The organism is Allobosea sp. UNC402CLCol, assembly GCF_000745475.1.
GTDB lineage: Bacteria > Pseudomonadota > Alphaproteobacteria > Rhizobiales > Beijerinckiaceae > Allobosea > Allobosea spartocytisi.
Genome location: NZ_JQJJ01000008.1, coordinates 659,672 through 681,320, shown reverse-complemented (window position 1 = coordinate 681,320; position 21,649 = coordinate 659,672). Strand labels below are relative to the sequence as shown.

The 21,649-nt window shown below is 66.9% G+C and carries 24 protein-coding genes; 10 read left to right on the top strand and 14 right to left on the bottom strand.

The genetic code is table 11. The features are described 5' to 3' along the window. Positions 1–2: 2 nt before the first annotated feature. Both GY40_RS05265 and GY40_RS26445 read right to left on the bottom strand, forming a co-directional pair. Positions 3–947: a ribose-phosphate pyrophosphokinase gene (locus tag GY40_RS05265; RefSeq protein WP_038359221.1), complete on the bottom strand. Its 945-nt coding sequence runs from the start codon at positions 945–947 to the stop codon at positions 3–5. A 228-nt stretch (positions 948–1,175) separates the two neighbouring features. Continuing rightward, complete coding sequence (locus tag GY40_RS26445; RefSeq protein ID WP_051987532.1) at positions 1,176–1,757, bottom strand: hypothetical protein; 582 nt, start codon at positions 1,755–1,757, stop codon at positions 1,176–1,178. Between the two features lie 195 nt (positions 1,758–1,952). On the opposite strand from GY40_RS26445, the gene GY40_RS05255 reads away from it, so the two are divergent. From GY40_RS05255 to GY40_RS05230, 6 genes are all read left to right on the top strand, one after another. Then, positions 1,953–2,207: an accessory factor UbiK family protein gene (locus GY40_RS05255; protein ID WP_038359218.1), complete on the top strand. Its 255-nt coding sequence runs from the start codon at positions 1,953–1,955 to the stop codon at positions 2,205–2,207. A gap of 304 nt (positions 2,208–2,511) precedes the next feature. Further along, complete coding sequence (locus GY40_RS05250; protein WP_038359216.1) at positions 2,512–3,018, top strand: type III secretion system chaperone family protein; 507 nt, start codon at positions 2,512–2,514, stop codon at positions 3,016–3,018. A gap of 120 nt (positions 3,019–3,138) precedes the next feature. Continuing rightward, positions 3,139–3,960, top strand: coding sequence for a pyrroline-5-carboxylate reductase (proC, locus tag GY40_RS05245; RefSeq protein WP_038359214.1), 822 nt, complete (start codon positions 3,139–3,141; stop codon positions 3,958–3,960). 165 nt (positions 3,961–4,125) lie between these two features. After that, the gene (locus tag GY40_RS05240; protein ID WP_051987531.1) at positions 4,126–4,884 is read left to right on the top strand and encodes a hypothetical protein; all 759 of its coding nucleotides are present in this window, start codon (positions 4,126–4,128) and stop codon (positions 4,882–4,884) included. A gap of 151 nt (positions 4,885–5,035) precedes the next feature. Beyond that, a complete protein-coding gene (locus GY40_RS05235) occupies positions 5,036–7,024 on the top strand; it encodes a methyl-accepting chemotaxis protein (protein ID WP_038359211.1) in 1,989 nt (662 codons plus the stop codon). Continuing rightward, complete coding sequence (locus tag GY40_RS05230; RefSeq protein WP_081925155.1) at positions 7,021–7,380, top strand: tRNA-binding protein; 360 nt, start codon at positions 7,021–7,023, stop codon at positions 7,378–7,380. Before GY40_RS05235 ends, GY40_RS05230 begins: the two co-directional genes overlap by 4 nt. On the opposite strand, the gene GY40_RS05225 is transcribed toward GY40_RS05230, so the two are convergent. After that, a complete protein-coding gene (locus GY40_RS05225) occupies positions 7,377–8,327 on the bottom strand; it encodes a pyridoxamine 5'-phosphate oxidase family protein (RefSeq protein ID WP_038359210.1) in 951 nt (316 codons plus the stop codon). The genes GY40_RS05230 and GY40_RS05225 overlap by 4 nt on opposite strands. Continuing rightward, positions 8,320–8,949, bottom strand: a complete 630-nt coding sequence (locus GY40_RS05220) for a glutathione S-transferase family protein (RefSeq protein ID WP_038359207.1) — start codon at positions 8,947–8,949, stop codon at positions 8,320–8,322. Before GY40_RS05220 ends, GY40_RS05225 begins: the two co-directional genes overlap by 8 nt. Positions 8,950–9,060: 111 nt before the next feature. Here GY40_RS05220 and GY40_RS05215 point away from each other — a divergent pair, with 111 nt between their 5' ends. Next, entirely contained in the window at positions 9,061–9,960 is a 900-nt protein-coding gene (locus GY40_RS05215) for a LysR family transcriptional regulator (RefSeq protein ID WP_038359205.1), read from the top strand. 30 nt (positions 9,961–9,990) lie between these two features. Here the strand turns inward: GY40_RS05215 and GY40_RS05210 are convergent, their stop codons facing one another. The 4 genes from GY40_RS05210 to GY40_RS05195 all read right to left on the bottom strand — a co-directional run bounded on the left by GY40_RS05210 (position 9,991) and on the right by GY40_RS05195 (position 13,588). Next, complete coding sequence (locus GY40_RS05210) at positions 9,991–10,689, bottom strand: alpha/beta fold hydrolase (RefSeq protein WP_038360166.1); 699 nt, start codon at positions 10,687–10,689, stop codon at positions 9,991–9,993. A 75-nt stretch (positions 10,690–10,764) separates the two neighbouring features. Next, positions 10,765–12,108, bottom strand: coding sequence for an ATP-binding protein (locus GY40_RS05205; protein WP_248311117.1), 1,344 nt, complete (start codon positions 12,106–12,108; stop codon positions 10,765–10,767). A gap of 110 nt (positions 12,109–12,218) precedes the next feature. Then, the gene (locus tag GY40_RS05200; RefSeq protein ID WP_038359204.1) at positions 12,219–12,962 is read right to left on the bottom strand and encodes a response regulator; all 744 of its coding nucleotides are present in this window, start codon (positions 12,960–12,962) and stop codon (positions 12,219–12,221) included. 134 nt (positions 12,963–13,096) lie between these two features. Continuing rightward, positions 13,097–13,588, bottom strand: coding sequence for a MarR family winged helix-turn-helix transcriptional regulator (locus GY40_RS05195; RefSeq protein ID WP_038360160.1), 492 nt, complete (start codon positions 13,586–13,588; stop codon positions 13,097–13,099). A gap of 214 nt (positions 13,589–13,802) precedes the next feature. Here GY40_RS05195 and GY40_RS05190 point away from each other — a divergent pair, with 214 nt between their 5' ends. Next, positions 13,803–14,690, top strand: a complete 888-nt coding sequence (locus GY40_RS05190; protein WP_038359202.1) for a branched-chain amino acid aminotransferase — start codon at positions 13,803–13,805, stop codon at positions 14,688–14,690. Between the two features lie 89 nt (positions 14,691–14,779). On the opposite strand, the gene GY40_RS05185 is transcribed toward GY40_RS05190, so the two are convergent. From GY40_RS05185 to GY40_RS05160, 6 genes are all read right to left on the bottom strand, one after another. Next, the gene (locus tag GY40_RS05185) at positions 14,780–15,868 is read right to left on the bottom strand and encodes a DUF1176 domain-containing protein (protein WP_038359200.1); all 1,089 of its coding nucleotides are present in this window, start codon (positions 15,866–15,868) and stop codon (positions 14,780–14,782) included. Continuing rightward, complete coding sequence (locus GY40_RS05180) at positions 15,843–16,301, bottom strand: molybdenum cofactor biosynthesis protein MoaE (protein WP_038359197.1); 459 nt, start codon at positions 16,299–16,301, stop codon at positions 15,843–15,845. The genes GY40_RS05185 and GY40_RS05180 overlap by 26 nt, the downstream gene beginning before the upstream one ends. A 7-nt stretch (positions 16,302–16,308) precedes the next feature. Then, positions 16,309–16,596: a molybdopterin converting factor subunit 1 gene (gene moaD / locus GY40_RS05175; protein ID WP_051987528.1), complete on the bottom strand. Its 288-nt coding sequence runs from the start codon at positions 16,594–16,596 to the stop codon at positions 16,309–16,311. Continuing rightward, entirely contained in the window at positions 16,593–17,204 is a 612-nt protein-coding gene (gene pgsA / locus GY40_RS05170) for a CDP-diacylglycerol--glycerol-3-phosphate 3-phosphatidyltransferase (RefSeq protein WP_038360155.1), read from the bottom strand. Before pgsA ends, moaD begins: the two co-directional genes overlap by 4 nt. 66 nt (positions 17,205–17,270) lie before the next feature. After that, positions 17,271–19,385: an excinuclease ABC subunit UvrC gene (uvrC, locus tag GY40_RS05165; protein WP_081925147.1), complete on the bottom strand. Its 2,115-nt coding sequence runs from the start codon at positions 19,383–19,385 to the stop codon at positions 17,271–17,273. A gap of 71 nt (positions 19,386–19,456) precedes the next feature. Further along, entirely contained in the window at positions 19,457–19,849 is a 393-nt protein-coding gene (locus tag GY40_RS05160) for a RidA family protein (protein WP_038359193.1), read from the bottom strand. Positions 19,850–19,963: 114 nt separating this feature from the next. Here GY40_RS05160 and GY40_RS05155 point away from each other — a divergent pair, with 114 nt between their 5' ends. Both GY40_RS05155 and GY40_RS05150 read left to right on the top strand, forming a co-directional pair. Then, on the top strand, positions 19,964–20,542 hold the full coding sequence (locus GY40_RS05155) for a chloramphenicol phosphotransferase CPT family protein (protein ID WP_038360152.1): 579 nt from the start codon (positions 19,964–19,966) through the stop codon (positions 20,540–20,542). 75 nt (positions 20,543–20,617) lie between these two features. Next, positions 20,618–21,637, top strand: coding sequence for an NADP-dependent oxidoreductase (locus tag GY40_RS05150; protein WP_038359191.1), 1,020 nt, complete (start codon positions 20,618–20,620; stop codon positions 21,635–21,637). Positions 21,638–21,649 lie beyond the last annotated feature (12 nt).

Here is a 21,649-nt window from a genome sequence, read left to right as displayed (position 1 = left end):
GCTCAGTCGAACAGGCTGGAGACGCTGGTCTCGCTCGCCGTGCGCTCGATCGCCTCGCCCATCAGCGCTGCGATGGAGATGACGCGGATGTTGCGAGCGACCTTGACCGCCTCGGTCGGCATGATCGAGTCGGTGATGACCAGCTCCTTGAGCTTGGAGCTGGCGATACGCGCCACCGCTCCGCCCGAGAGCACGCCATGGGTGATGTAGGCGAAGACCTCCTTGGCGCCCTGCTCGAGCAGGGCCTCGGCGGCGTTCACCAGCGTGCCGCCGGAATCGACGATGTCGTCGATCAGGATGCAGGAACGGCCCTCGACGGAGCCGATGATGTTCATCACCTCCGACTCGCCCGGCCGGTCACGGCGCTTGTCGACGATGGCGAGCGGCGCGTCGATGCGCTTGGCCAGCGCACGCGCACGCACCACGCCGCCGACGTCCGGCGAGACGACCATGGCGTTCTTCCATTCCAGCCGGTCCTTGATGTCGCGCGCCATCAGGGGCGCGCCGAACAGGTTGTCGGTGGGGATGTCGAAGAAGCCCTGGATCTGGCCGGCATGGAGGTCGAGCGTCAGCACGCGGTCGACGCCGGCATGGGCGATCAGGTTGGCGACGAGCTTGGCCGAAATCGGCGTGCGGCCGGAGGCTCGCCGGTCCTGCCTGGCATAGCCGAAATAGGGGATCACCGCCGTGATGCGCTTGGCCGAGGAGCGGCGCAGCGCGTCGGTGACGATCAGCAGCTCCATCAGGTGGTCGTTGGTGGGGAAAGAGGTGGACTGGATGATGAAGACATCCTGCCCGCGCACATTCTCCTGAATCTCGACGAAGACCTCCATATCGGCGAAGCGCCGGACGGACGCCTTGGCGAGCGGAATGCTGAGATGGTTGCAGATGGCTTCGGCGAGCGGCCGATTGGAATTGCCGGCGACGACTTTGAAATGAGAGGCCATGCCGTGGCGTACCGTTGGAAGAGGCGGGGCGCGAGCCAGCAGGGCGGGCTCAGTTGGAAGCGCTCTTAACAGCGCCGCCGCATGGAGTCGACCGCTGCGCTGCAATATCCGCATGCAAAACATATGACAAAGAAGGGCCGGCGGCATGTCCGGCCCGCGGAACGGGGAATGAAGCCCTCGGATGCGGCTGTCGAGGAGGGCCGGTTGGCTCAGTCCCCGGATGCGATGTCAGAGCCGCTTGCCGTTGCCTACCGAGGCGGTGTGGGTCGCGGTATCCTTGCCGCCGGCCTTCGCCTTGCCGCCGCTCTTCTCGGCCGGCCCCAGCGCGGCCTCGGCGGCAGGCGTCGTGACGAGGAAGCCCGCGATCGCGTCCATCGAATCCGAGGCGGCCTTGGCGACGACGGTCTGGTCGATGCCGGCCCAGGGATCGGAACCGCCGCCGCGCTTGCCGATGCTCTCGCCCTGGACGCGCTGGGCGCGCTGCTTGGTCGAATCATAGACGTCCCAAACGAAGGCGAGCGCGGTCTGGCCGTCCTCGGTCGGCTGGGCGGTGAGATAGCCCTTCACCCGGAAGCGCGCCGGCTTGTCGCCCGGCACGATTTCCATCTTCCGCTCGGCCGCCGCCTCGCCGAGCAGGCCGGCGAAGTTCGTCGTCACGTCGTCGGGAGCGCCGGAGATGCTCTGGACCGAGACGGGGACGCCAGGCGCGTCGACGCGGGGGCGGGCCGCGGTCTGGGTGGTTTCCTGGCAGCCTGCGAGGGCAAACGCGAAAACCGGCCCCAGAGCGAGGCCGCTCAAACGATGAAACATGACGCCTCCCGCCCTTTGGGCTGTGGATCGCTGCGAACTACCCTGTGCGCTCTTTCTAGGCGCATCGCCGGGCAAGGTCCAGATCGGGCGGTGAGGCGATCGTCCCGTCGCCGGCCGCGGCTTTCGATTGCGATGCGGGCTGGCTTCTCCCATATAGGCCGGAAAGCGGATGCCCCATCCGCCCGGGAGACAGCCATGGCCAGCACCAGCAACCGCTTCCTCGACGACATCGCCCGCCTCGCGACCGATGCGGCCGGCGCCGCGCAGGGCGTGCGCCGCGAGGTCGAAACCGTCGTCAAGACGCAGATCGAGAAGCTGCTGCGCGAGCTCGACGTCGTGAGCCGCGAGGAGTTCGAGGCGGTGCGCGAGATGGCCCTGATCGCCCGCGAGGAGAACGACAAGCTGGCGGCGCGGCTGGCGGAGCTCGAGGCGAAGCTCGCCAAGTCCTGACCGGGGTACCCTGACCTAAGGTTTGCGTGTCCACAGCCAAGTGCTGTGGACAGAGCCTGCGAGGGATTGAGCCCGGCGCCCGAATCCGCGGAGCTTCGGCGCTGTGTTGGGAGCGTCACAGCGCCTGCGCTATCGTCGGTGGAAAGAATTGATTCGCTAAGCAGATTCACTCTGCCGAGGCGGACGGGAACGCTCCTCCCCGGAGCGTTGCGGAGGTGAGTTGCGTTCCTTCGGCTTTCCAGTCGCCGTGTTCCTCTTCTCGAACGCGCCGGATGCGCCAGTATCCGGATGGTGGACCTAGGGCATGATGGATCTCGATATGGATGCCGATGCGGATCGGCCCTCCAACCCTCTCGACCTGTTCGAACGACTCGCTTCCCTCAACAACTGGACCTTCGATCGCGACAGCGAGGACGAGCTGTCGGTCTCGGTGACCGGCGGCTGGGCCGAGTACCATGTGGCGATCACCTGGCTCGCCGAGGTGGAGGCCCTGCACATCGCCTGCGCCTTCGACCTCAAGGTGCCGGAACGGCGCCGCGGCGAGGTGCTGCAACTCGTCAGCCTGGTCAATGAGCAGCTCTGGCTCGGCCATTTCGACCTCTGGAGCAGCGAGAGCATCGTGATGTATCGTCATGCGCTGCTCCTCTCCGGCGGCGCGGAACCGACGGACGAGCAGGCCGCGGCCCTGATCAAGAGCGCGATCGACGCCTGCGAGCGCTACTATCAGGCCTTCCAGTTCGTCGTCTGGGCCGGCAAGACCGCCAAGGAAGGGCTCGAAGGCGCGATGCTGGAAACGATGGGCGAGGCCTGAGGGCACCGCACCGCGCGTCATGGCCGGGCTTGACCCGGCCATCTCTTGCAGGCTCTGGTCCTGAAATGCCTGGGGCAAGCCCAGACATGATGTTTCGTTCCCAGCCGCCGAGGGCCTGCCATGACCGCTTCCTTGCCGCAATCGCTCGTTCTGATCGGCGCGGGCAAGATGGGTGGGGCCATGCTGGAAGGCTGGCTGCGCATCGGCATCCCGCCCGCCGGCATCAGCCTGATCGACCCTAAGCCGTCGGATGAGATCGTCGAGCTCGCGGGCGAGAAGGGGATGCGGCTGAACCCCTCGGCGAAGGAGATCCCGCCGGTCGAGGTGCTCGTGCTGGCGACCAAGCCGCAGATGCTCGACACGGCCGCTCCGGCCGTGCAGGCTTTCATCCATCCCAAGACACTGCTGATCTCGATCCTGGCGGGCAAGACGCTGAGCGACCTCGCCGCGCGGCTGCCAAATGCGGGCGCGATCATCCGCGCCATGCCGAACCTGCCGGCCTCGGTGCAGCGCGGCGCGACGGCGGCTGCGCCGGGCAAGGGCGTCAGCGCGGCGCAACGCGCGACCGCCGACGCGCTGCTCGCCAGCATCGGCAAGGTCGAATGGCTCGACGACGAGGCGCTGATCGACGCGGTCACGGCGGTGTCGGGCTCGGGGCCGGCCTATGTCTTCCATATGGTCGAATGTCTTGCCGCGGCCGGCGTCGAGGCGGGGCTTCCGGCCGATGTCGCCGAGCGGCTGGCGCGCGCCACCGTCGAAGGGGCGGGGGAATTGCTGTTTCAGTCGCCGCTGCCGCCCGGGACGCTGCGCCAGAACGTGACCTCTCCCGGCGGTACGACGGCGGCGGCGCTCGAAGTGCTGATGTCGGAGGACGGCCTCAAGCCGTTGATGCGCAAGGCCGTCGCTGCTGCCAAACGTCGCGCCGGCGAGCTTTCCGGCTGACGCCGTTCGGTTTATTGTTGAAAGGCGAGCGATTTCAGCCTCTTGCGTGAGGGGTCTCGTCGCGCGATCCGGCGTCCGCCGCGCGCGAAAATGCGCCGGGCGGTCTTCCACCTGCCACGATGGCGGCTTACCTTCTCTTGAGAGCGAAGCGAGAGGAGCAGAGCCATGGCCCGCAAACCCGTTTCCACCAAGGCCGAAGCCGCCGAGGCGACGGCCAAGGAAGCCAGCAAGCCGGCCGATCCGCGCAAGCGGGCTGTCGATGCGCTGATGAACCTGGCCGCAAGCCGGCCATGGGGCGAGATCGAGCTTCCTGATATCGCGACCGAGGCGGGGCTGACGCTGGCGCAGCTGCGTGGGCTTTTCCCGTCCAAGCTCGCCATGCTGGGTGGCGTGACCCGCATCGTCGACGATGCCGTGCTCGCGGGGATGTCGGACGATCTCGCCGCCGAGCCCATCCGGGAGCGGCTCTTCGATCTCGTGATGCGTCGGCTCGACGCGATGGCGCCCTATAAGGCAGCTCTGCGCAGGATCGTGCCGGTCATCCGCCGCGATCCGCTGGCGCTGGCGGCGCTCAATCGCGGTGCGGTGAATTCCTGGCGCTACATGCTGGCCTCCGTCGGCATCCCGACGGAAGATTCGCTCGGGGCCTTACGCGTGCAGGGCGCGGTGCTGCTGATGGCGCGTGTCTCCGACACCTGGCTGGATGATGACGAGCCGGAGCTGTCGAAGACCATGGCGCGGCTTGACCGCGAGCTGAAGAGCGCCGGCCGCATCATGGCGCGGGTCGAGGATGTGCACCGGCTGACGGCGCCGTTCCGGGGGCTGGCGCGGGCGATCTGCTCGGGCCGCCCGCTGAAGGCGCGGCGGCGCGAGCGGGCTTCCGAGCGTGGCGAGGACAACGAGGATTACGCACCGGCGATCTGACCGGCGCTGCCCCTGCGGAAAGGTCCGCGGGCGGGCGTCGCTTCCGCCTGCGCCGGCAACCCCCGAACATGGCCGAAACGCGACGATTTTAAGCGCGCTTTAGGCAATTCATGGGAAAGGACGACACTTCTCCTCGCGTGCAGGACAGGCGATGTCGTTCTTCCGGAAAATTGCGACCCTATCGATCGGTCGTTCCTTCGCCCTGATCGCGGGCCTGGCCGTCATTATCGCGGCCGGAGGCGTCGGCTACACGCTGAACGCCGCGCACACCGAAATGCTCGCCCTGAAGCGCGCCGAGATGAAGAACGCGGTCGAAGCCGCGGCGACCACGGTGAAGAGCTATCTGGCGCGGGCCGAGGCCGGCGACCTCAAGGAGGACGACGCCAGGAAGATGGCCATGGAGGCCATCGGCAATGCGCGCTTCGACAACGGCAACTACTACTTCATTGTGAATTACGACGGCATCAGCGTGCTGCATGCCAACAAGAAGATCCAGTCGACCGATATGAAGCCGCTCAAGGATGCGGACGGCAAGTTCTTCGTGCAGGACATGGTCGCGCTGGCGAAGGCGAAGGGCGAGGGCTTCCTCGACTATGGCTGGCTCAAGATCGGCGACAGCCAGCCTTCGCTGAAGATCTCTTACGTCATCGGCATTCCGAAGTGGCAATGGGTGGTGGGCACGGGCGCCCATGTCCAGGATGTCGACGCGGCTTTCCTCGGCATGGTCGGCGGCGTCGCCAAAGTCCTGGTTCCGCTGGGTCTGCTCATGCTCGGTCTCGTCATCGTCCTCAGCCGCCGCGCCTCGCGGATGCTGACCGCCTTGTCGTCCTCGATGAACGAACTCGCGGCGGGCGATCTCCAGGCCGAGATCGCGCATCAGCAGCGGCCGGACGAGATCGGCTCCATGGCGCGCGCGCTCGTCGTCTTTCGCGATCAGGCGCTGGCCAAGGAGGTGATGGAAGCGGACAAGCTGCGCGCCGAGGAGGAAGCGGCCGGACACCGCAGTGCGGCCGACACCGAGAGGCGGCGCAACGAGGCCGACCGCGTGGAGCAGGCGCGTGTGCAGGCCGATGTCGTCCAGGCGCTGGGAGCGGGGCTCGAGCATCTGGCCGGCGGCGATCTGACCTATCGGATCGACGAAGCGTTCTCGGCCGAATACGTCAAGCTCAAGGATGATTTCAACGCCGCCATCGCCAAGCTGCAGGACGCGATGCGCCAGATCGCGACCAATACCGAGAGCATGAAGGCGGGCTCGGTCGAGATCAGCCAGGCGGCGGACGATCTCGCCGGCCGCACCGAGCAGCAGGCCTCCTCGGTCGAGGAGACGGCCACCGCGCTCGACCAGCTCACCGCCACCGTGCGCCAGACCGCCGAGAGCGCGCGCCTCGCCAACCAGGCCACCGAGCAGGTCAAGACCGAGGCCGAGCAGTCGACCAGCATCGTGCGCGATGCCGTGACGGCAATGGGCGGCATCGAGAAATCGGCCCAGGAGATCTCGCAGATCGTCGGCGTGATCGACGAGATCGCCTTCCAGACCAATCTGCTGGCGCTCAATGCGAGCGTCGAGGCGGCGCGCGCCGGCGATGCCGGCAAGGGCTTCGCCGTCGTTGCCTCCGAGGTGCGCGCCCTGGCGCAGCGCTCGGCTTCGGCTGCCAAGGAGATCAAGGGGCTGATCGACGCTTCGACCCTCGAGGTCGAGAAGGGGGTCGCGCTGGTCGGGCAGACCGGCGGGGCGCTGCAGCGCATGGCCTCCGAGATCGCGCGTGCCACTGGCCTCGTCGCCCAGATCGCGGGCGCTGCACAGGAGCAGGCCTCCGGCCTCCAGGAGGTCAATGCCGCGGTCGGCGAGATGGACCAGGCGACGCAGCAGAACGCGGCCATGGCCGAGCAGTCCACCGCCGCGGCCCATTCGCTGTCGCAGGAGGCCGACCGGCTCTCGGCGCTCGTCGCCCGCTTCCAGATCGGCGGCGACGCCGCCAGGCTGCAGGCGATTGCCCGGACGATGCAAGCGGCGGTCGCTCCGGCCACACCGGCACCGCGCCCGGTTGCGCCACGGGTCGCAAAGGTTTCCGCCGGCGTGGCGGCTGCCGCCCGCAAGCCCGATCTCGATGCCCATGACAAGGGGTGGGAGGAATTTTGAGCGCGTCCCAGGAAACAGCCGCGACGATCGGCTTTGACGATTTCCTCAAGGTCGATATCCGCGTCGGTACGATCGTCGAGGCGGAGCCTTATCCGGAAGCGCGCAAGCCGGCGATCAAGCTGGTGATCGATTTCGGCGGTACGATCGGGCGGAAGAAATCCTCCGCCCAGATCACCAAGCACTATCGGCCGGAGGATCTGCCCGGCCGGCAGGTGCTCGCCGTGGTCAATTTCCCGCCGCGCCAGATCGGCAAATTCATGTCGGAGGTGCTGACGCTGGGCATGCCCGACGCCGATGGCGAGGTCGTGCTGATCGGCCCCGGCCATGCCGTGCCGGATGGCGGGCGGCTGTTCTAGACAGCGCTGGCCAAAGCGGGTTGGTCCCAGAGGCCGGTCTGCAAGGTGGTCGGCGCGTAAGCCGGTGCTGACCAGCGCAGCGGTAGCGCATTTTCACGACGCCAGCCGCGCCTGACATGAAAGCGCCAGAGCCGCTCCGCGCCATCGAGGCGGGCGGCTTCCGGATCGTTCCAGAGAATCTCGACTGCACCCTGGAGCTGCAGCACCGTGCCCGTGCGGAAATCGACGAAGAGCAATGCGGCGCGCGGTTCACGCAAGAGATTGCCCAAGGTGTTGAAATAGCTGTTCCCGGCGAAGTCCGGCACCGTCAGCGCATCGTCGTCGATGCGGACGAAGCCGGGTCTGCCGCCACGGTGGGACATGTCGATACCGGCGGCCGCACCTGCATCCGTCCCGGCAGCGCTCGCCACAAAAAAGGTATCGGCTGCCGCGATCAGCTGTCGTGCCGGTGCGTCGAGACGGGTGAACTCTACCGCTTCAGCCGACCCCGGCACTGTCCAACCTTCGATCGTGCGGGTCTGGATGTATTTGGCGCAATTTCCGAAACTCTGAGTGACGGCGACGGAGAAGCCGGTTTCTCCGACCGCTGCGATCGTTCCGTTGGCGCGATTGCGCCGCCGCGTCTCGAACTGGATGCCGAGAAGGCCGATTCCCGCTCCAGCTTGGAAGGCCTCGGCGGCAGGGTCCTGCGTCGAGGGCAGCGCCCTGACGATGAGGGTGTTCGGCGTCGGGCTCTCGATCAAGCCCGGATGCCCGGTCAGCACTGTCGCGAGCGGCCAGCCCTGCGCGTCCAGAATGCCGGCGAAGAACCAGGGCAGCTCGGCGAAGAACAAGCGGTGCTGATCCGGCATGAAGCCACGGATGCCGTCGCCGCGCGAGAACTGGCCGGCGCGTGCCTGCGCCTCCAGCTCGCCGCCATGGAAGGGCGTGAGGGATGCGTCAATCATCGCTGGTCTCCTCGGGCAAGGGCGAAGGCGGGATTGGCTTGAAGAAGGACAAGGCCTCGATGCGGGCGAGCCAGGCCCGCAGGGACGGATAGGACGCGAGCGACAGCCCGCCTTCCGGCGCATGAGCGACATAGGAATAGCAGGCGAGGTCGGCCAATGTCGGATGGTCCGCTGCCAGGAAGCTGCGCTTGCTGAGATGCGCCTCCATGAAGGGGAACAGGCGCTCGGCAACGCGCCGGGCCCTTGCCTTGTCGTCGCACAGGCCGAACTGAACGATCATGCGGGCCGTCGCCGGACCGTGCATGACCTCGCCTGCTGCAATGGACAGCCAGCGCTGGACCTGGGCGGCTTGCAGCGGGTCGAGCGGTAGCCAAGGACCCTGTGGATCATAGCGCCGCGCGAGATAGACCATGATCGCGTTGCTGTCGGCGAGAGCGAGATCGCCGTCTTGAAGCACCGGAATCTGGCCGAGCGGATTGAGCTGGAGAAAGGCCTCGCTTCGGCGGACATCGGCCGGGGCCGCCTCGAAGCGATAAGGCAGGCCGAGTGCCCGCAGCAGCAGCTCGACGCGGTGGGTGTGACCTGAGAGGGCCGTGCCGTGAAGCGTGATCTCCGTGTGCATCGCCGATCTCCCTGCAGCCGCCATATGCGCCGGGGATAAGATCGTCATTTCGCCATTCGAGCGAAATCTGCTATCCATTGAAATCAGAATTCCAAAATCTGAAACAATGTCATGGACCGGCTGGACGAGCTCGCCATCTTTGTCGCGATCATCGAGGCCGGCAGTCTTGCCGGCGCGGCGCGACGCCTGCGCCGCTCGCGCCCGGCCGTGACCCGCGCGCTCGCGGCGCTGGAGGATCGCGTCGGACAGCGGTTGATCACCCGCTCGACCCGCCGCTTCATGCCGAGTGAGGCCGGCCGTGAACTCGCTATTGCGGCGCGCCGCGTGCTCGGCGATTACGCGGCTTCGCTTGGTGGCGTCTCCGAGGCGCCGGTCAGCGGATTGCTGCGCATCACGGCGCCGCTCTCCTTCGGGCGACGCCATGTCACGCCGCTGGTCTCGGAATTCCTCGATCTTTATCCGCAGGTGCAGGTCGAACTGGTGCTGGCCGACCGCAATCTCGACCTGATCGAGGAGGATCTGCAGGTCGCCGTGCGGATAGGGCCCCTGCCGCATTCGCGTTTTCGCGTGCGCAAGGTCGGCGAGGTCAGGCGCATCCTGGTGGCTTCGCCGGCTTATCTGGCAGGGGCGCCGCCGTTGCGGCGGCCCTCGGACATCGCCGCCCATGAGACGATCGTCAGTGTCGCCACGACCCCGATCATGACCTGGCAGTTCGGCGGCGCCGGGCGGCGCAGCCGTGTGGCGCTCACGCCCAGGCTGATCGTCAACGAGGTCGAATCGGTGCTGATCGCGGCACGGGCAGGGCGGGGCCTGGCCCGCCCGCTCTCCTATCAGGCGGCCGACGACATCGCCGCCGGAACGCTGGAGCGCCTGTTGCCGGAATTCGAGCCAGAGGCGCTGCCGGTGCAATTGGTGACTCCCGGCGGCCGGCATCCGCTGCCACGGGTGCGTGCTTTCATCGACCATGCGGTCGAACGCCTGCCGAAGCTTGCGCCGATCGGCGCCGCGTAAGGCGCGCAGACCGTTCCGGCATCGGAGGCTCTAACGCAACGAGCCGGCGAAGCCCGCTATCGCTGAAACGACCTGACCCTCGCGGCCGATGAAGCCGTGATAGGCGCGCGCCTGGCAGGGATTGCCCGTCGAGGATCCGCCGTCGATCCAGAGCAGGCGCGCCTTGCCGCCGGTCCATTGCTGAAAGGCGACGGCCGATTCCGGCAAGGTGACGCGGCACGTGTCCTGGCGGTGATGAATGATCAGCGTCGGCGGCAGGCGCCCGGGATCGCCGATCATGCCGCGCGCCTCGTCGAGCATCGACGAGGCGAAGACGATGCCGTCAGGCCGCGCCGGCAAGGTCCCCGCGACCTTGAGCGCGCCGCGGCTCATCGCGACGACGATCACCCGCGGCGCGATGGCGCGCATATATTCGACCGCCTTGGCCGGGTCGGCATTGGCGTCGAGCGTGATGCTGGCGATGCCGCTGCGCAGATAGGCGCTACGTGTCCTGACGATCCAGTTGCCGTCACGTGCGACGCTGCCATCCGAGCCGATGCCGACATAGCCGTCGCCGCCCGTGAGGAGCACGAGGCCGGCGCGGGCCTTTCCGGCTGGCTTGTCCAGCAGGGCCCGGCCTCCGCCGAACAGGCCGCCGCCGAGATCGACGACCTCCTCGGCGCGGGCTGCGGCGATCGAAAGGAGGAACGACGCCACCAGAAGCGCTGCAACGGTCCGGAATGTCTGCATGGCGAGCCCCAGCAAGCAAATTTTGAGACCAGTTACGGCTCCGGGCCGATAAGTGTCGAGTCGCTTTCCGCTACGTCAGACCGGCAGCCGCACCGTCGCGCGCAGGCCGCCGAGCGGGGAATCGCCGAGCATGATGTCGCCGCCATGGGCGCGGGCGATGTCGCGAGCGATGGCGAGGCCGAGGCCGGTGCCGCCGCCATCGACATTGCGGGCCTCGTCCAGGCGGAAGAAGGGGCGGAAGACCTCCTCGCGCTGGTCCGGCGGAATGCCGGGGCCGTCATCATCGACGGTCACGATCAGATAGCGCGCGTCATGGGTGGCGCGGATCGCGATGCGGTCGCCATAGCGGGCGGCGTTGGAGACGAGGTTGGTCAGCAGGCGGCGGAAGGCATCGGGCCGCACGACGACCAGCGGATCGCCCATCACCTCGAGCGCGGTCTGGTGCCCCTGCCGCTCGGCATCGGCCTTCAGCTCCTCGAGCAAGGCGCGGATATCGGTCTCGACGGGGACCTCGCCGGCATCGCCGCGCGCGAAGGCGAGATAGTCCTCTAGCATGCGGCTCATCTCGTCGACATCCTTCTCGAGCGCTTCGATCTCGGATGATCGTTCCAGGAGCGCGAGCGAGAGGCGGAAGCGGGTGAGGATGGTCCGAAGGTCGTGGCTGACGCCGTTGAGCATCGTGGTGCGCTCGCCGATGGCGCGCTCGACACGGCGCTTCATCTCGATGAAGGCATTGCCGGCTCGGCGGACCTCGCGGGCACCGCGCGGGCGGAATTCGGCGTCGCGCCCCTTGCCGAAGGCTTCCGCCGCATCGGCGAGCTTGAGGATCGGCCGGATCTGGTTGCGCAGGAACAGCACCGCGATGGTCAGGAGGATCAGCGAGGTGCCGATCATCCAGAGCAGGAAGATGTGGCTGTTCGAGGCATAGGCCGCGTTGCGCCGGGTCAGGATGCGCATCACGTCCTTGCCGAGCTTGATGCGGATCTCGATCAGGCTGGAGCGGCCGACCGTGTCGAGCCAGAAGGGGCGCGCGACCTGCTGGCTGAGCTCGGTCGAAAGCGCGTTGTCGAGCAGCGAGAAGAAGGGGCGGGGGCCGGGAGCGGGCAGGTCGGTATCGGGAATGATGTCGACATCCATGCCGAGCCGCTCGGCGGCGATGCGCGAGAGCGTCGTGATGTCGGCATCCTGCGGATAGCTTTCATAGACGTCGATCAGCATGGCGATGTCGGCCGAGACGGCGGCGGAAAGCCGCTGTGTCACCAGCTGCCAATGGCGCTCCATGAAGACATAGGCGATGACCGATTGGAGCAGCACTACAGGCGCGATGACGATGACCAGCGCGCGCGGGTAAAGCCCCTTGGGCATGTAGCGCGCCACGATATGGAGCGGCCGGCCGATCTGTCTCAGGACCGGCTTGATGGCGCTGTTGGCCCGGTGTGCGAGGCGGGGCAGGGCGGAGCGGGCGCGCGCGAGCCACGTCGTCGCGACCTGCAGCGCGCCTCGTCCTTGTCCGTCCTGCTGAACCGGTGTCACGTCCTGTCCGTCAACAGCCTGTAGCCGACGCCGCGGACGGTCTGGAGGTAGAGCGGATCGGCCGGGTCGCGCTCGATCTTGCGGCGCAGACGGTTCATCTGCACGTCGACGGTGCGGTCATTGGCGGCGGAACCCTGCGCGGCCAGCTCCTCGCGCGGCACGACCTCTCCGGCGCGCTCGGCCAGCGCCGTCAGGATTTCGCGCTCGCGCTCGGTCAGGCGGATGGTCTCCTCGCCCTTGCGCAATTCGCCGCGTGCCAGCCCGTAGAGGAAGGGGCCGAAGCGGACGAAATCCGGCCGCGTGCCGGATTGCGCGGCCTCGACGACCACGGTGCGCTTCAGGATATTGCCGAGGCGCAGCAGCAATTCACGCGGTTCGAAGGGCTTTGCCAGATAATCGTCGACACCGATCTCCAGCCCGTTGACCCGGTCCTTGCCATCGGCGCGGGCGGTCAGCATCAGGATCGGCACGGCGGAACCGCCGCGGAAGCGGCGGGCGAAGTCGAAGCCGTTCTCGCCCGGCATCATCACGTCGAGCACGATGGCGTCGAAGACGAGGTTGTCGAGGCGCGTATCGGCTTCCGCGGCATTGGCGGCCGTGGTGACGCGGTAGCCGTTGTCGCCGAGAAAGCGCGCCAGCAATTCGCGCAGGCGCCGGTCGTCGTCGACGACGAGCACATGCGGGGCCTCATCGGGCAATATCTTGCGGGCCGGCTTCGCCGGGGCTTCCATTGCGATCATCCGAGCGTCTCTATTCGTCGCGCATCCCTTGGCGCGACCCTCCGGCCCTCATAGCACAGGGCGATGACGGGGTCGTCAATCGATCGCAGGAGCCCGGCTGCCCGGTGGCCGCAGGGCCGGCGCGGCATCGCGGCTCAGGCGCCGGAGAGCAGTCCCTGCACCTTCGGACGTTCGGACGGGTCGATCAGCGCGGCGAGATAACGCGCGATGGTCTCGGCCGCTTCGGGGCCGACATTGTCGAGCGCCGCCATGATCCGCTTCGACTGGAGCTGGACGAGGCGCTGCGCCAGATCCTGTCCGGCCGGCGTGGTGTGGAGATGGCGCTGGCGCTTGTCCTGGCGCCCGGTGCGCTGCTCGATATAGCCCTTCTCGACCAGCTCCTTCAGCACGCGGTTGAGGCTCTGCTTGGTGATCTGGAGGATGTCGAGCAATTCGGCGATGGTCAGCCCCGGCCGGCGCTGCACGAAATGCAGCACGCGGTGATGGGCGCGGCCGAAGCCGTAATCGGCGAGGATACGGTCGGGATCGCCGACGAAGTCGCGATAGGCGAAGAAGAGCAATTCGATCAGGTCGAAGGGGACGGGCGCAGCCGTCGCCGGCAAAGGGGCTGCCCCCTTTGGCACGATCGGTTCCGAGCGGGTCTGGCTCTGGGCCAAAAAAGCTCTCCAGAAATTTAGGTCAACGTTGTTGACATATCTCAGACGGAAGATTACCAGTCAAGCGCGCTGAGCGAACGATTATTTCAAAGCGTGTCGTTGCAGCGCAGCTTTAGACCCATGCTTGCGTTCCGGATTCGGCTGTGCCGGAGTTCGGATGAGGAAGCACCCAGGAGAAGGTCCCATGTCAGTCATTCCTTTCGACCAGCGCGATGGCGTCATCTGGTTCGACGGCAAGCTCGTGCCCTGGAAGGACGCGAAGATTCACGTACTGACCCATGGGCTCCATTACGGCTCCTGCATCTTCGAGGGCGAGCGCTCCTATGACGGCGTGATCTACAAGTGCACGGAGCACTCCAAGCGCTTCCACAAGTCCGCCGAGATCATGGATTTCACCATCCCCTATTCGGTCGCCGAGATCGACGAGGCCAAGTATCTCTGCCTGAAGGAAAACGGGCTCAAGGACGCCTATATCCGCCCGGTCGCCTGGCGCGGCTCGGAGATGATGGCGGTGTCCGGCATCAACAACACCATCCACACCGCGATCGCGGTCTGGGAGTGGCCGAGCATGTTCGACATGGCGGCGAAGCTGAAGGGCATCCGCCTCGATATCGCCGACTATCGCCGGCCGGACCCGGCCTGCGCGCCGGTCCATGCCAAGGCGGCGGGACTCTACATGATCTGCTCGCTCTCCAAGCACAAGGCGGAGCGCGCGGGCTATGCCGACGCGATGATGCTGGACTGGGAAGGCAATGTCGCCGAATGCACCGGCGCCAACATCTTCTTCATCAAGGACGGCGTGATCCACACCCCGCTGGCCGACCGCTTCCTCAACGGCCTGACTCGTCAGTCGGTGATCGAACTGTGCCGGCAGCGCGGCTTCGAGGTGGTGGAGCGGCGCATTCGGCCGGAGGAGCTCGAAGGCTTCAGCGAGTGCTTCATCACCGGCTCGGCCGCCGAGGTGACGCTGGTCGCCGAGGTGGGTCCGTACAACTTCATCACCGGCAATATGGGCAAGGTGATCATGGAAGATTACTCGGCGGCGGTGCGCCCGCAGTCGAAGGCGGCGTGAAACAGCGCCCTTGTGCCCGGGTCTGACCCGGGCCTCTCCTTCAGAATATCCCGGTGCCGGCGTTTCAGCCGGCTCCGGGAATGGCATCCTCAGCGGTTCGCGCTGCGATACAGCGTGATCCAGTCTTCGGGCGCGATGCCCCGGCATTCGCCCATCATGGCGAGTTCGGTGCGCGCGAAATCCTTGCCGGTCCAGGCATAGCCGCCGCTCACGCCGCAATCGCCGATGCCGCGCCCCTTGGCGAAGAAGGCGAGATGGCCGGTGCGCGGATCGAAGCTGGCATTGGTCAGTTCGTTGCCGTCGTTGCCGTCGCCATCCGCGAAGCGCAGCGGCGTCGCCTTGGCGGGCTCGTTCTCGGGCATGACGAAGAACGACGACGACAGATTGTAGGCTCCGCGCAAGCAGGCGAGCGCCACCAGGGTCCGCTTGTCACTCAGCGCCCAGGCTTCGTCATCACTGGCCGCATCATCCTCGCAGGCATCGGGGCTGCGTTTCTTCAATTCCGCGCGCAGCCGCGCGGCCTGCTGCTTCGCCGCCTTCATATCGAGCATGGGCGGTGCCGGCGTGGCTGTGACCACCGGCAGGGCGGGAGCAGCCGGAACGGTGGCATTCGCGCCCTTGCGGACGAGCGCCGTGGTCGTGCCGAGCCGCCCCTGCTGCTCGTCGATCCAGAGCATCGCGGCGACGGAGCCGGCGAGCGAGATGCTGCCGGCCATGCCGGGTGCGGCTGCCGTCAGCTTCGCCGCCTTGCGGGCAGCTTCGATCAGCGCGGCGGTGTCCTCGGCCGAGAACGTCACCGTGACCACATCGCCATCCGCCGCTGCGGAAAGCGGCTTGCCGCCGGCCGGGAAGGCGGCGCCGTCGAGTTTGAGCTGGATCGTGGCGGGCGGCTTCTTCCAGTCGCCGCGAAGCCTGAGCAGGAGGCGGGCCCTGCCGTCGGGGCCGGCAGGGCGTTCGAGCCGCAGATAGGCGACCGTCTCGGCCGCCTCGGGCGGCAATGACATCGCCGTGCAGGTCTTGACGTTGTCGCAGCCGGCTATCCAGTCGCGGAAGGTCTTGGGATCGTTCGCCGCGACGGCCGCGGTAACGGCGCTCAGCCACAGGCCAGCCGCAAGGGCGAGCCGGCCGGGGCTCTTCGTCCTGTTCGGAGCTTTACCGGTTCCAGCGCTCTGCCGCATCGTCGTCGCCCGCCTTGGCTTCGACCCAGCCGCCGAGCGTGCCATCGGCGCGGTGCTCGCGCTTCCAGAACGGGGCGCGGGTCTTGAGGTAATCCATCATGAAATCGGCGGCCTCGAAGGCGGCGCGGCGGTGTGCGGAGGCCGCCAGCACCATTACGATCTGTTCGCCCGGGCGGACCAGGCCGTAGCGGTGGATCGCGACGAGGCCGAGCAATGGCCAGCGCGCTGCTGCCTCGCACGCGACACGGGCGATCTCGGCCTCGGCCATGCCGGGATAATGCTCCAGCTCGAGCGCGGCGAGCGTGCCGGCTTCATCGCGGCAGAGCCCGATGAAGGACACGACGGCGCCGATATCGGCGCGGCCGTAGCTCAGCGCCGCGATCTCGTCCGAGAGGTCGAAATCCTCGTGCTGGATGCGGATGATGGGCGTCATGGCGGCCTCAGCCGCCGGTCATCGGCGGAAAGAAGGCGATCTCGCGGGCACTGCCGAGCGCGGCATGCGGCTTGGCGTGGACCTGATCGAGCGCGGCACGCACCACCGCCTCATTGGCGAAGGCCGCCTCGTAGTTCTCGCCACGCGTTTTCAGCCAGCGCACGAGATCGGCGATCGTGGCGAGATCGGCTGGAATGTCGAGCGTCTCGCTGGGCACTCCGACGCGTTCGCGCATCCAGGCGAAATAGACGAGCTTGACGGTGCGGGTGGCCGCCAGGGGCGCGGTGGCGTTCATGGCATGCGCTCGTCCTGCTCGACGAGATGGCGGATGCCGGCGTTGAAATAATCCCAGCCGGTGTAGATCGTCAGGCCCGCCGCCGCCCAGAGCAGCACGATGCCGATCTGCGTGTTGCCGGGCAGGACCTTGTCGCCGGCCGGGCCCACGACGAGAAAGCCCAGCGCGAAGAGCTGCGCCGTCGTCTTCCATTTCGCGACCTTGCTGACGGGGACGCTGACCTTGAGATCGGCCAGGAACTCGCGCAGGCCGGAGACCAGGATCTCGCGGCAGAGGATCACGATGGCGGCCCAGAGCGTCCAGCCCTCGATCTGGCCGGTATAGACCAGCATCAGCAGCAAGGCGGCGACGAGGAGCTTGTCGGCGATGGGGTCGAGCATGCGGCCGATCGCCGATTGCTGGCTCCAGGCGCGGGCGATGTAGCCGTCGAGATAGTCGGTGATGGCGGCGACCGTGTAGATTCCCAGCGCGAGCCAGCGCATCCAGTCGTCGCGCGGCCAGAACAGGATCGCCACCAGCGCCGGAATCGCCAGGATCCGGCCGTAGGTGAGGAGGTTTGGCAGCGACCAGGGGCCCCGCCGCCTGATGGCGTCTGGAAGAATTGTCACGGCGAACACCAAAGCAAGGCCGCGGTCGCAGCGTCAACACGCAAAACCGCGAGGGCGTCAGAAAGCTCAGGCATCGTGAAAGAAATCATGCACGGCCTTGGCGGTGGCGGCGTTGACGCCGGGGGTGCGCATGAGGTCGTCGAGCTTGGCGCGCTGGATCGCCTTCACCGTACCGAAATGCAGCAGCAGCGCCCGCTTGCGGGAGGGGCCGATGCCGGGGATCTCGTCGAGCGGGTTCTTCATCGTCTCGCGCTTGCGCTTGGCGCGATGGGTGCCGATGGCGAAGCGATGGGCTTCGTCGCGCAGGCGCTGGATGAAATAGAGCGCGGGATCGCGGGGCTGCAACTTGAACGGCTCCTTGCCGGCCATGTGAAAGGTCTCGCGCATGGCGTTGCGGTCGGCCCCCTTGGCGATGGCGACAAGCGGGATGTCGACGGCGCCGAGCTCGGCCATGATCTTGCGGGCCGCCTCGAACTGGCCCTTGCCGCCATCGACGATGACGAGGTCGGGGCGGGACGGGAAGCCATCCTCATCCTTGCGCGGCTTGGCCGCCTTTCGTTTTTTTCCGCCCGAGCCCTCATCCTGAGGAGCGCCGGCAGGCGCGTCTCGAAGGATGGTCGTCGAGGCTCCGTCGCCCTCTGGAGCATCCTTCGAGACGGCCGCTGACGCGACCTCCTCAGGGTGGGGGCTCAGAGGAATCCCTTCTTCCTTCGCCAGTTTTGCGAATCTCCGCGTCAGCACCTCGCGCATCATGCCGAAATCATCGCCGGCGATGGTGTCGGTCGAGATGTTGAAGGTGCGGTAGTGGCTCTTCATGAAGCCGTCGGGCCCGGCGACGATCATGCCGCCGACCGCGTTGGTGCCCATGATGTGGGAGTTGTCGTAGACCTCGACGCGGCGCGGGGCAGTCTCCATGCCGAAGGCGGCACCGAGCGCGGCGAGCAGCGCGCTCTGGCCGGCATTGTCGGCGAGCTTCCGGGAAAGCGCCTCGCGGGCATTCTTGACGGCATGGGCCATCAGGTCGGCGCGCTCGCCGCGCTTGGGATGGGCGACCTCGACCTTGCGGCCGGCCCTCGCCGAGAGCGCCTGGCCGATCAGTTCGATCTCTTCGACCGGATGCGAGAGTAGGACGAGGCGCGGCGGCGGCTTGTCGTCGTAGAACTGGGCGACCACCGAGGCGAGCACCTCGGCCGGGGTCAACGAGCGGTCGGCGCGCGGGAAGAGGGCGCGATTGCCCCAGTTCTGATGGTTGCGGAAGAAGAAGATCTCGACGCAGAACTGCCCGGCCTGCTCGTCGATGGCGAAGACGTCGGCCTCCTCCACGCCTTGCGTGTTGATGTCCTGCCCGGCCTGCACGGCCGAGAGCGCGGCGAGACGGTCGCGGTAGCGCGCCGCCTTCTCGAATTCGAGTTCCTCGGCGGCGGCCTGCATCCGGGTCGAGAGCAATTGCTTCACTGCGGAGGAGCGGCCTGAGAGGAAATCACGGGCCTGGCCGGCGAGCGCCTGATAATCGGGGATCGAGACCTCGCCGGTGCAAGGGCCGGCGCAGCGCTTGATCTGGAAGAGCAGGCAGGGGCGGGTGCGGTTCTCGTAGAAGGAATCCGAGCAGGTGCGGATCAGGAAGGCCTTCTGGAGCGCGTCGATGGTGCGCGTCACCGCCCAGACCGAGGCGAAGGGGCCGAAATAATCGCCCTTGCGATGACGCGAGCCGCGATGCTTCAGGATCGCCGGCGCCTCGTGATCGCCGGTCAGCAGGATATAGGGGAACGACTTGTCGTCGCGCAGCAGCACATTGTAGCGCGGCCGGAGCTGCTTGATCAGATTCGACTCGAGCAGCAGCGCCTCGGTCTCGGTGCCGGTGGTGACGAACTCCATATTCGCCGTCTCGGCGATCATCCGCGCCACAGCATTGGTGTGCGCCATGCCGCGGGCGTAGGAGGTCACGCGGTTCTTCAGGCTCTTGGCCTTGCCGACATAGAGCACCTCGCCGGCGCGATCGAACATCCGGTAGACGCCCGGCCTGTTCGGCAGGTGCTTGGCGAATTGCTGGATGACCTCGATGCCGGCCTTGAGCGCGCCGGGGGCGGCCTCGGCAATGTCGAGCGCCGGCTCGGCGGGGAGGGCGTCCTCCTCGTCCTCGAACTCGTCCTGCGGTAGATCGTCCTGACGTTCGCGACTCATGGGGCTCATGTAGGATGCACGAGCCGTTTCGTCATGTCAGGAGCCGGCGTCCTCCCGCGATATCGCTTGGATCACGCCGCCGCGATGCAATCGATCTCGATGTCGAAGGGACCGAACCACTCGGGCACGCAGAGGAAGATGCGAGCGGGAGGATCTTTGGGAAAGTAGCGCGCGTAAACCTGGTTCACCGTCGCGAAATGAGCGGCGGAGGTGCAATAGACGTTGCATTTGAGCACGTTGCCGAGCGATGAGCCGGCGGTTTCGAGACACAGCTTCATCTGGTCGAGGACGATCTCGGTCTGACGCTCGATCGGCGCCTGGACGATCTCGCCGGTGGCGGGGTCGAAAGGCGGGATGCCTGAAACATAGAGCGTGTCGTTGTGGCGGACGACTGTCGAAACCGGCACCTTCAGACGTTCGCCCCAGCTCGAAAACGGCTCGACTCGGATGATGTCTCGACTCATCGGGCGGGGCTCCTGTCTTGCTTTCGGCGGCGTGCTGCAAAGCTTAAAGGGAGCCGTGTGCGCTGCAACGCGGAACGCTACGGAACCGACCGAAGGATCATGCGGAAGATGGCGATGACGACCTGGCAACCGCCGCGCCGCGGCCGCATCATCCTGCTCAACGGCGCCTCCAGCAGCGGCAAATCTTCGCTGGCGCGGGCTCTGCAGAGCCGGATCGACACGCCGTTCTGGCATATCTCGATTGACCATCTGCGCGATTCGGGCGTGCTGCCGACGGCGCGCATCCGCAGCAAGGAATTCGACTGGCGCACCATGCGCGAGCCGTTCTTCATCGGCTTCGAGCGCTCGCTGCTCGCCTATGTCGAGGCGGGCAACGACCTGATCGTCGAGCATATCGTGGAGAACGCGGCCTGGTTCGAGCGTCTGGTCAGGACGCTCGCCGGGCAAGACGTGTTCTTCGTCGGCGTGCATTGCGCGCTCGAGGAACTGGAGCGACGCGAGATCGCGCGCGGTGACCGGCCTCTCGGCGATGCGCGGCGCGATTTCTCGCGCGTCCATTCCTACAGCTCCTATGATTTCGAGGTCGACGGCATGGCCGAGGTTTCGGACAGCGCCGACAAGGTGATCGCCGCCTGGCAACAGCGTACGCGACCATCGACATTCGAACTGGTGAGGCGACAGCTCCGATTTTGAGCTGCCGATCCGGCGGGGCGGCGCCATACTGGCAGGCTATAGCGTTTCGTCGTTCGTCAGGGAGGATCGCAATCCATGTCGCAATTCGAAAACACCCGGATCGTCCTCGCCTCACGACCGGAGGGACGTCCGACGCCGCAGAACTTCCGGCTCGAGCAGGCCGCCATCCCGGCGATTTCCGAAGGGCAGGTGCTGCTCAAGATCCTGTATCTCTCGCTCGACCCCTATATGCGCGGGCGGATGAGCGCGGCGAAATCCTATGCCGCTCCAACCGACATCGGGCAGGTGATGGAAGGCGGCACCGTTGCCGAAGTCATCGAAAGCCGCGACCCTGCCTTCAAGCCCGGCGATATCGTGCTGTCCTATTCCGGTTGGCAGTCGCATGCCGCGGCCAGCGGCTCGCAATTGCGCAAGCTCGACCCGGCGAACGCGCCGGTGACGACGGCACTCGGTGTGCTCGGCATGCCGGGTTTCACCGCCTATGCCGGGCTGCTCACCATCGGCCAGCCCAAGCCGGGCGAGACGGTCGTCGTCGCGGCGGCGAGCGGGCCGGTCGGTTCGGCCGTCGGGCAGATCGCGCGGATCAAGGGTGCACGGGCGGTCGGCATCGCCGGCGGACCGGAGAAATGCGCTTTCGTGCACGAGACCTTCGGCTTCGATGCGGTGATCGACCATCGTGATCCCGACATGGCCGGCAAGCTGGCGGCTGCGTGCCCGAACGGCGTCGATGTCTATTTCGAGAATGTCGGCGGCCATGTCTGGGATGCGGTCTTTCCGCTGCTCAACACCTTCGCGCGCATTCCGGTCTGCGGCCTTGTTGCGCAGTACAATGCGAGCGGGGACTTCCCGGGGCCGGACCGGCTGCCCACGCTGATGCGCGAGGTACTGTCGAAGAGCCTGACGATCCGCGGCTTCATCCAGCGCGAATTCGTCGCAGCCCAGGGACCGGCCTTCCGCAACGAGATGGCGAGCTGGATCGCGGATGGCAGTGTCAAATACAAGGAAGACGTCGTTCAGGGGCTGGAGAACGCGCCGGAAGCCTTGATCGGCCTGCTGGAAGGCAAGAACTTCGGCAAGCTGATCGTCAAGCTTTGAGGCGCGGCGCGC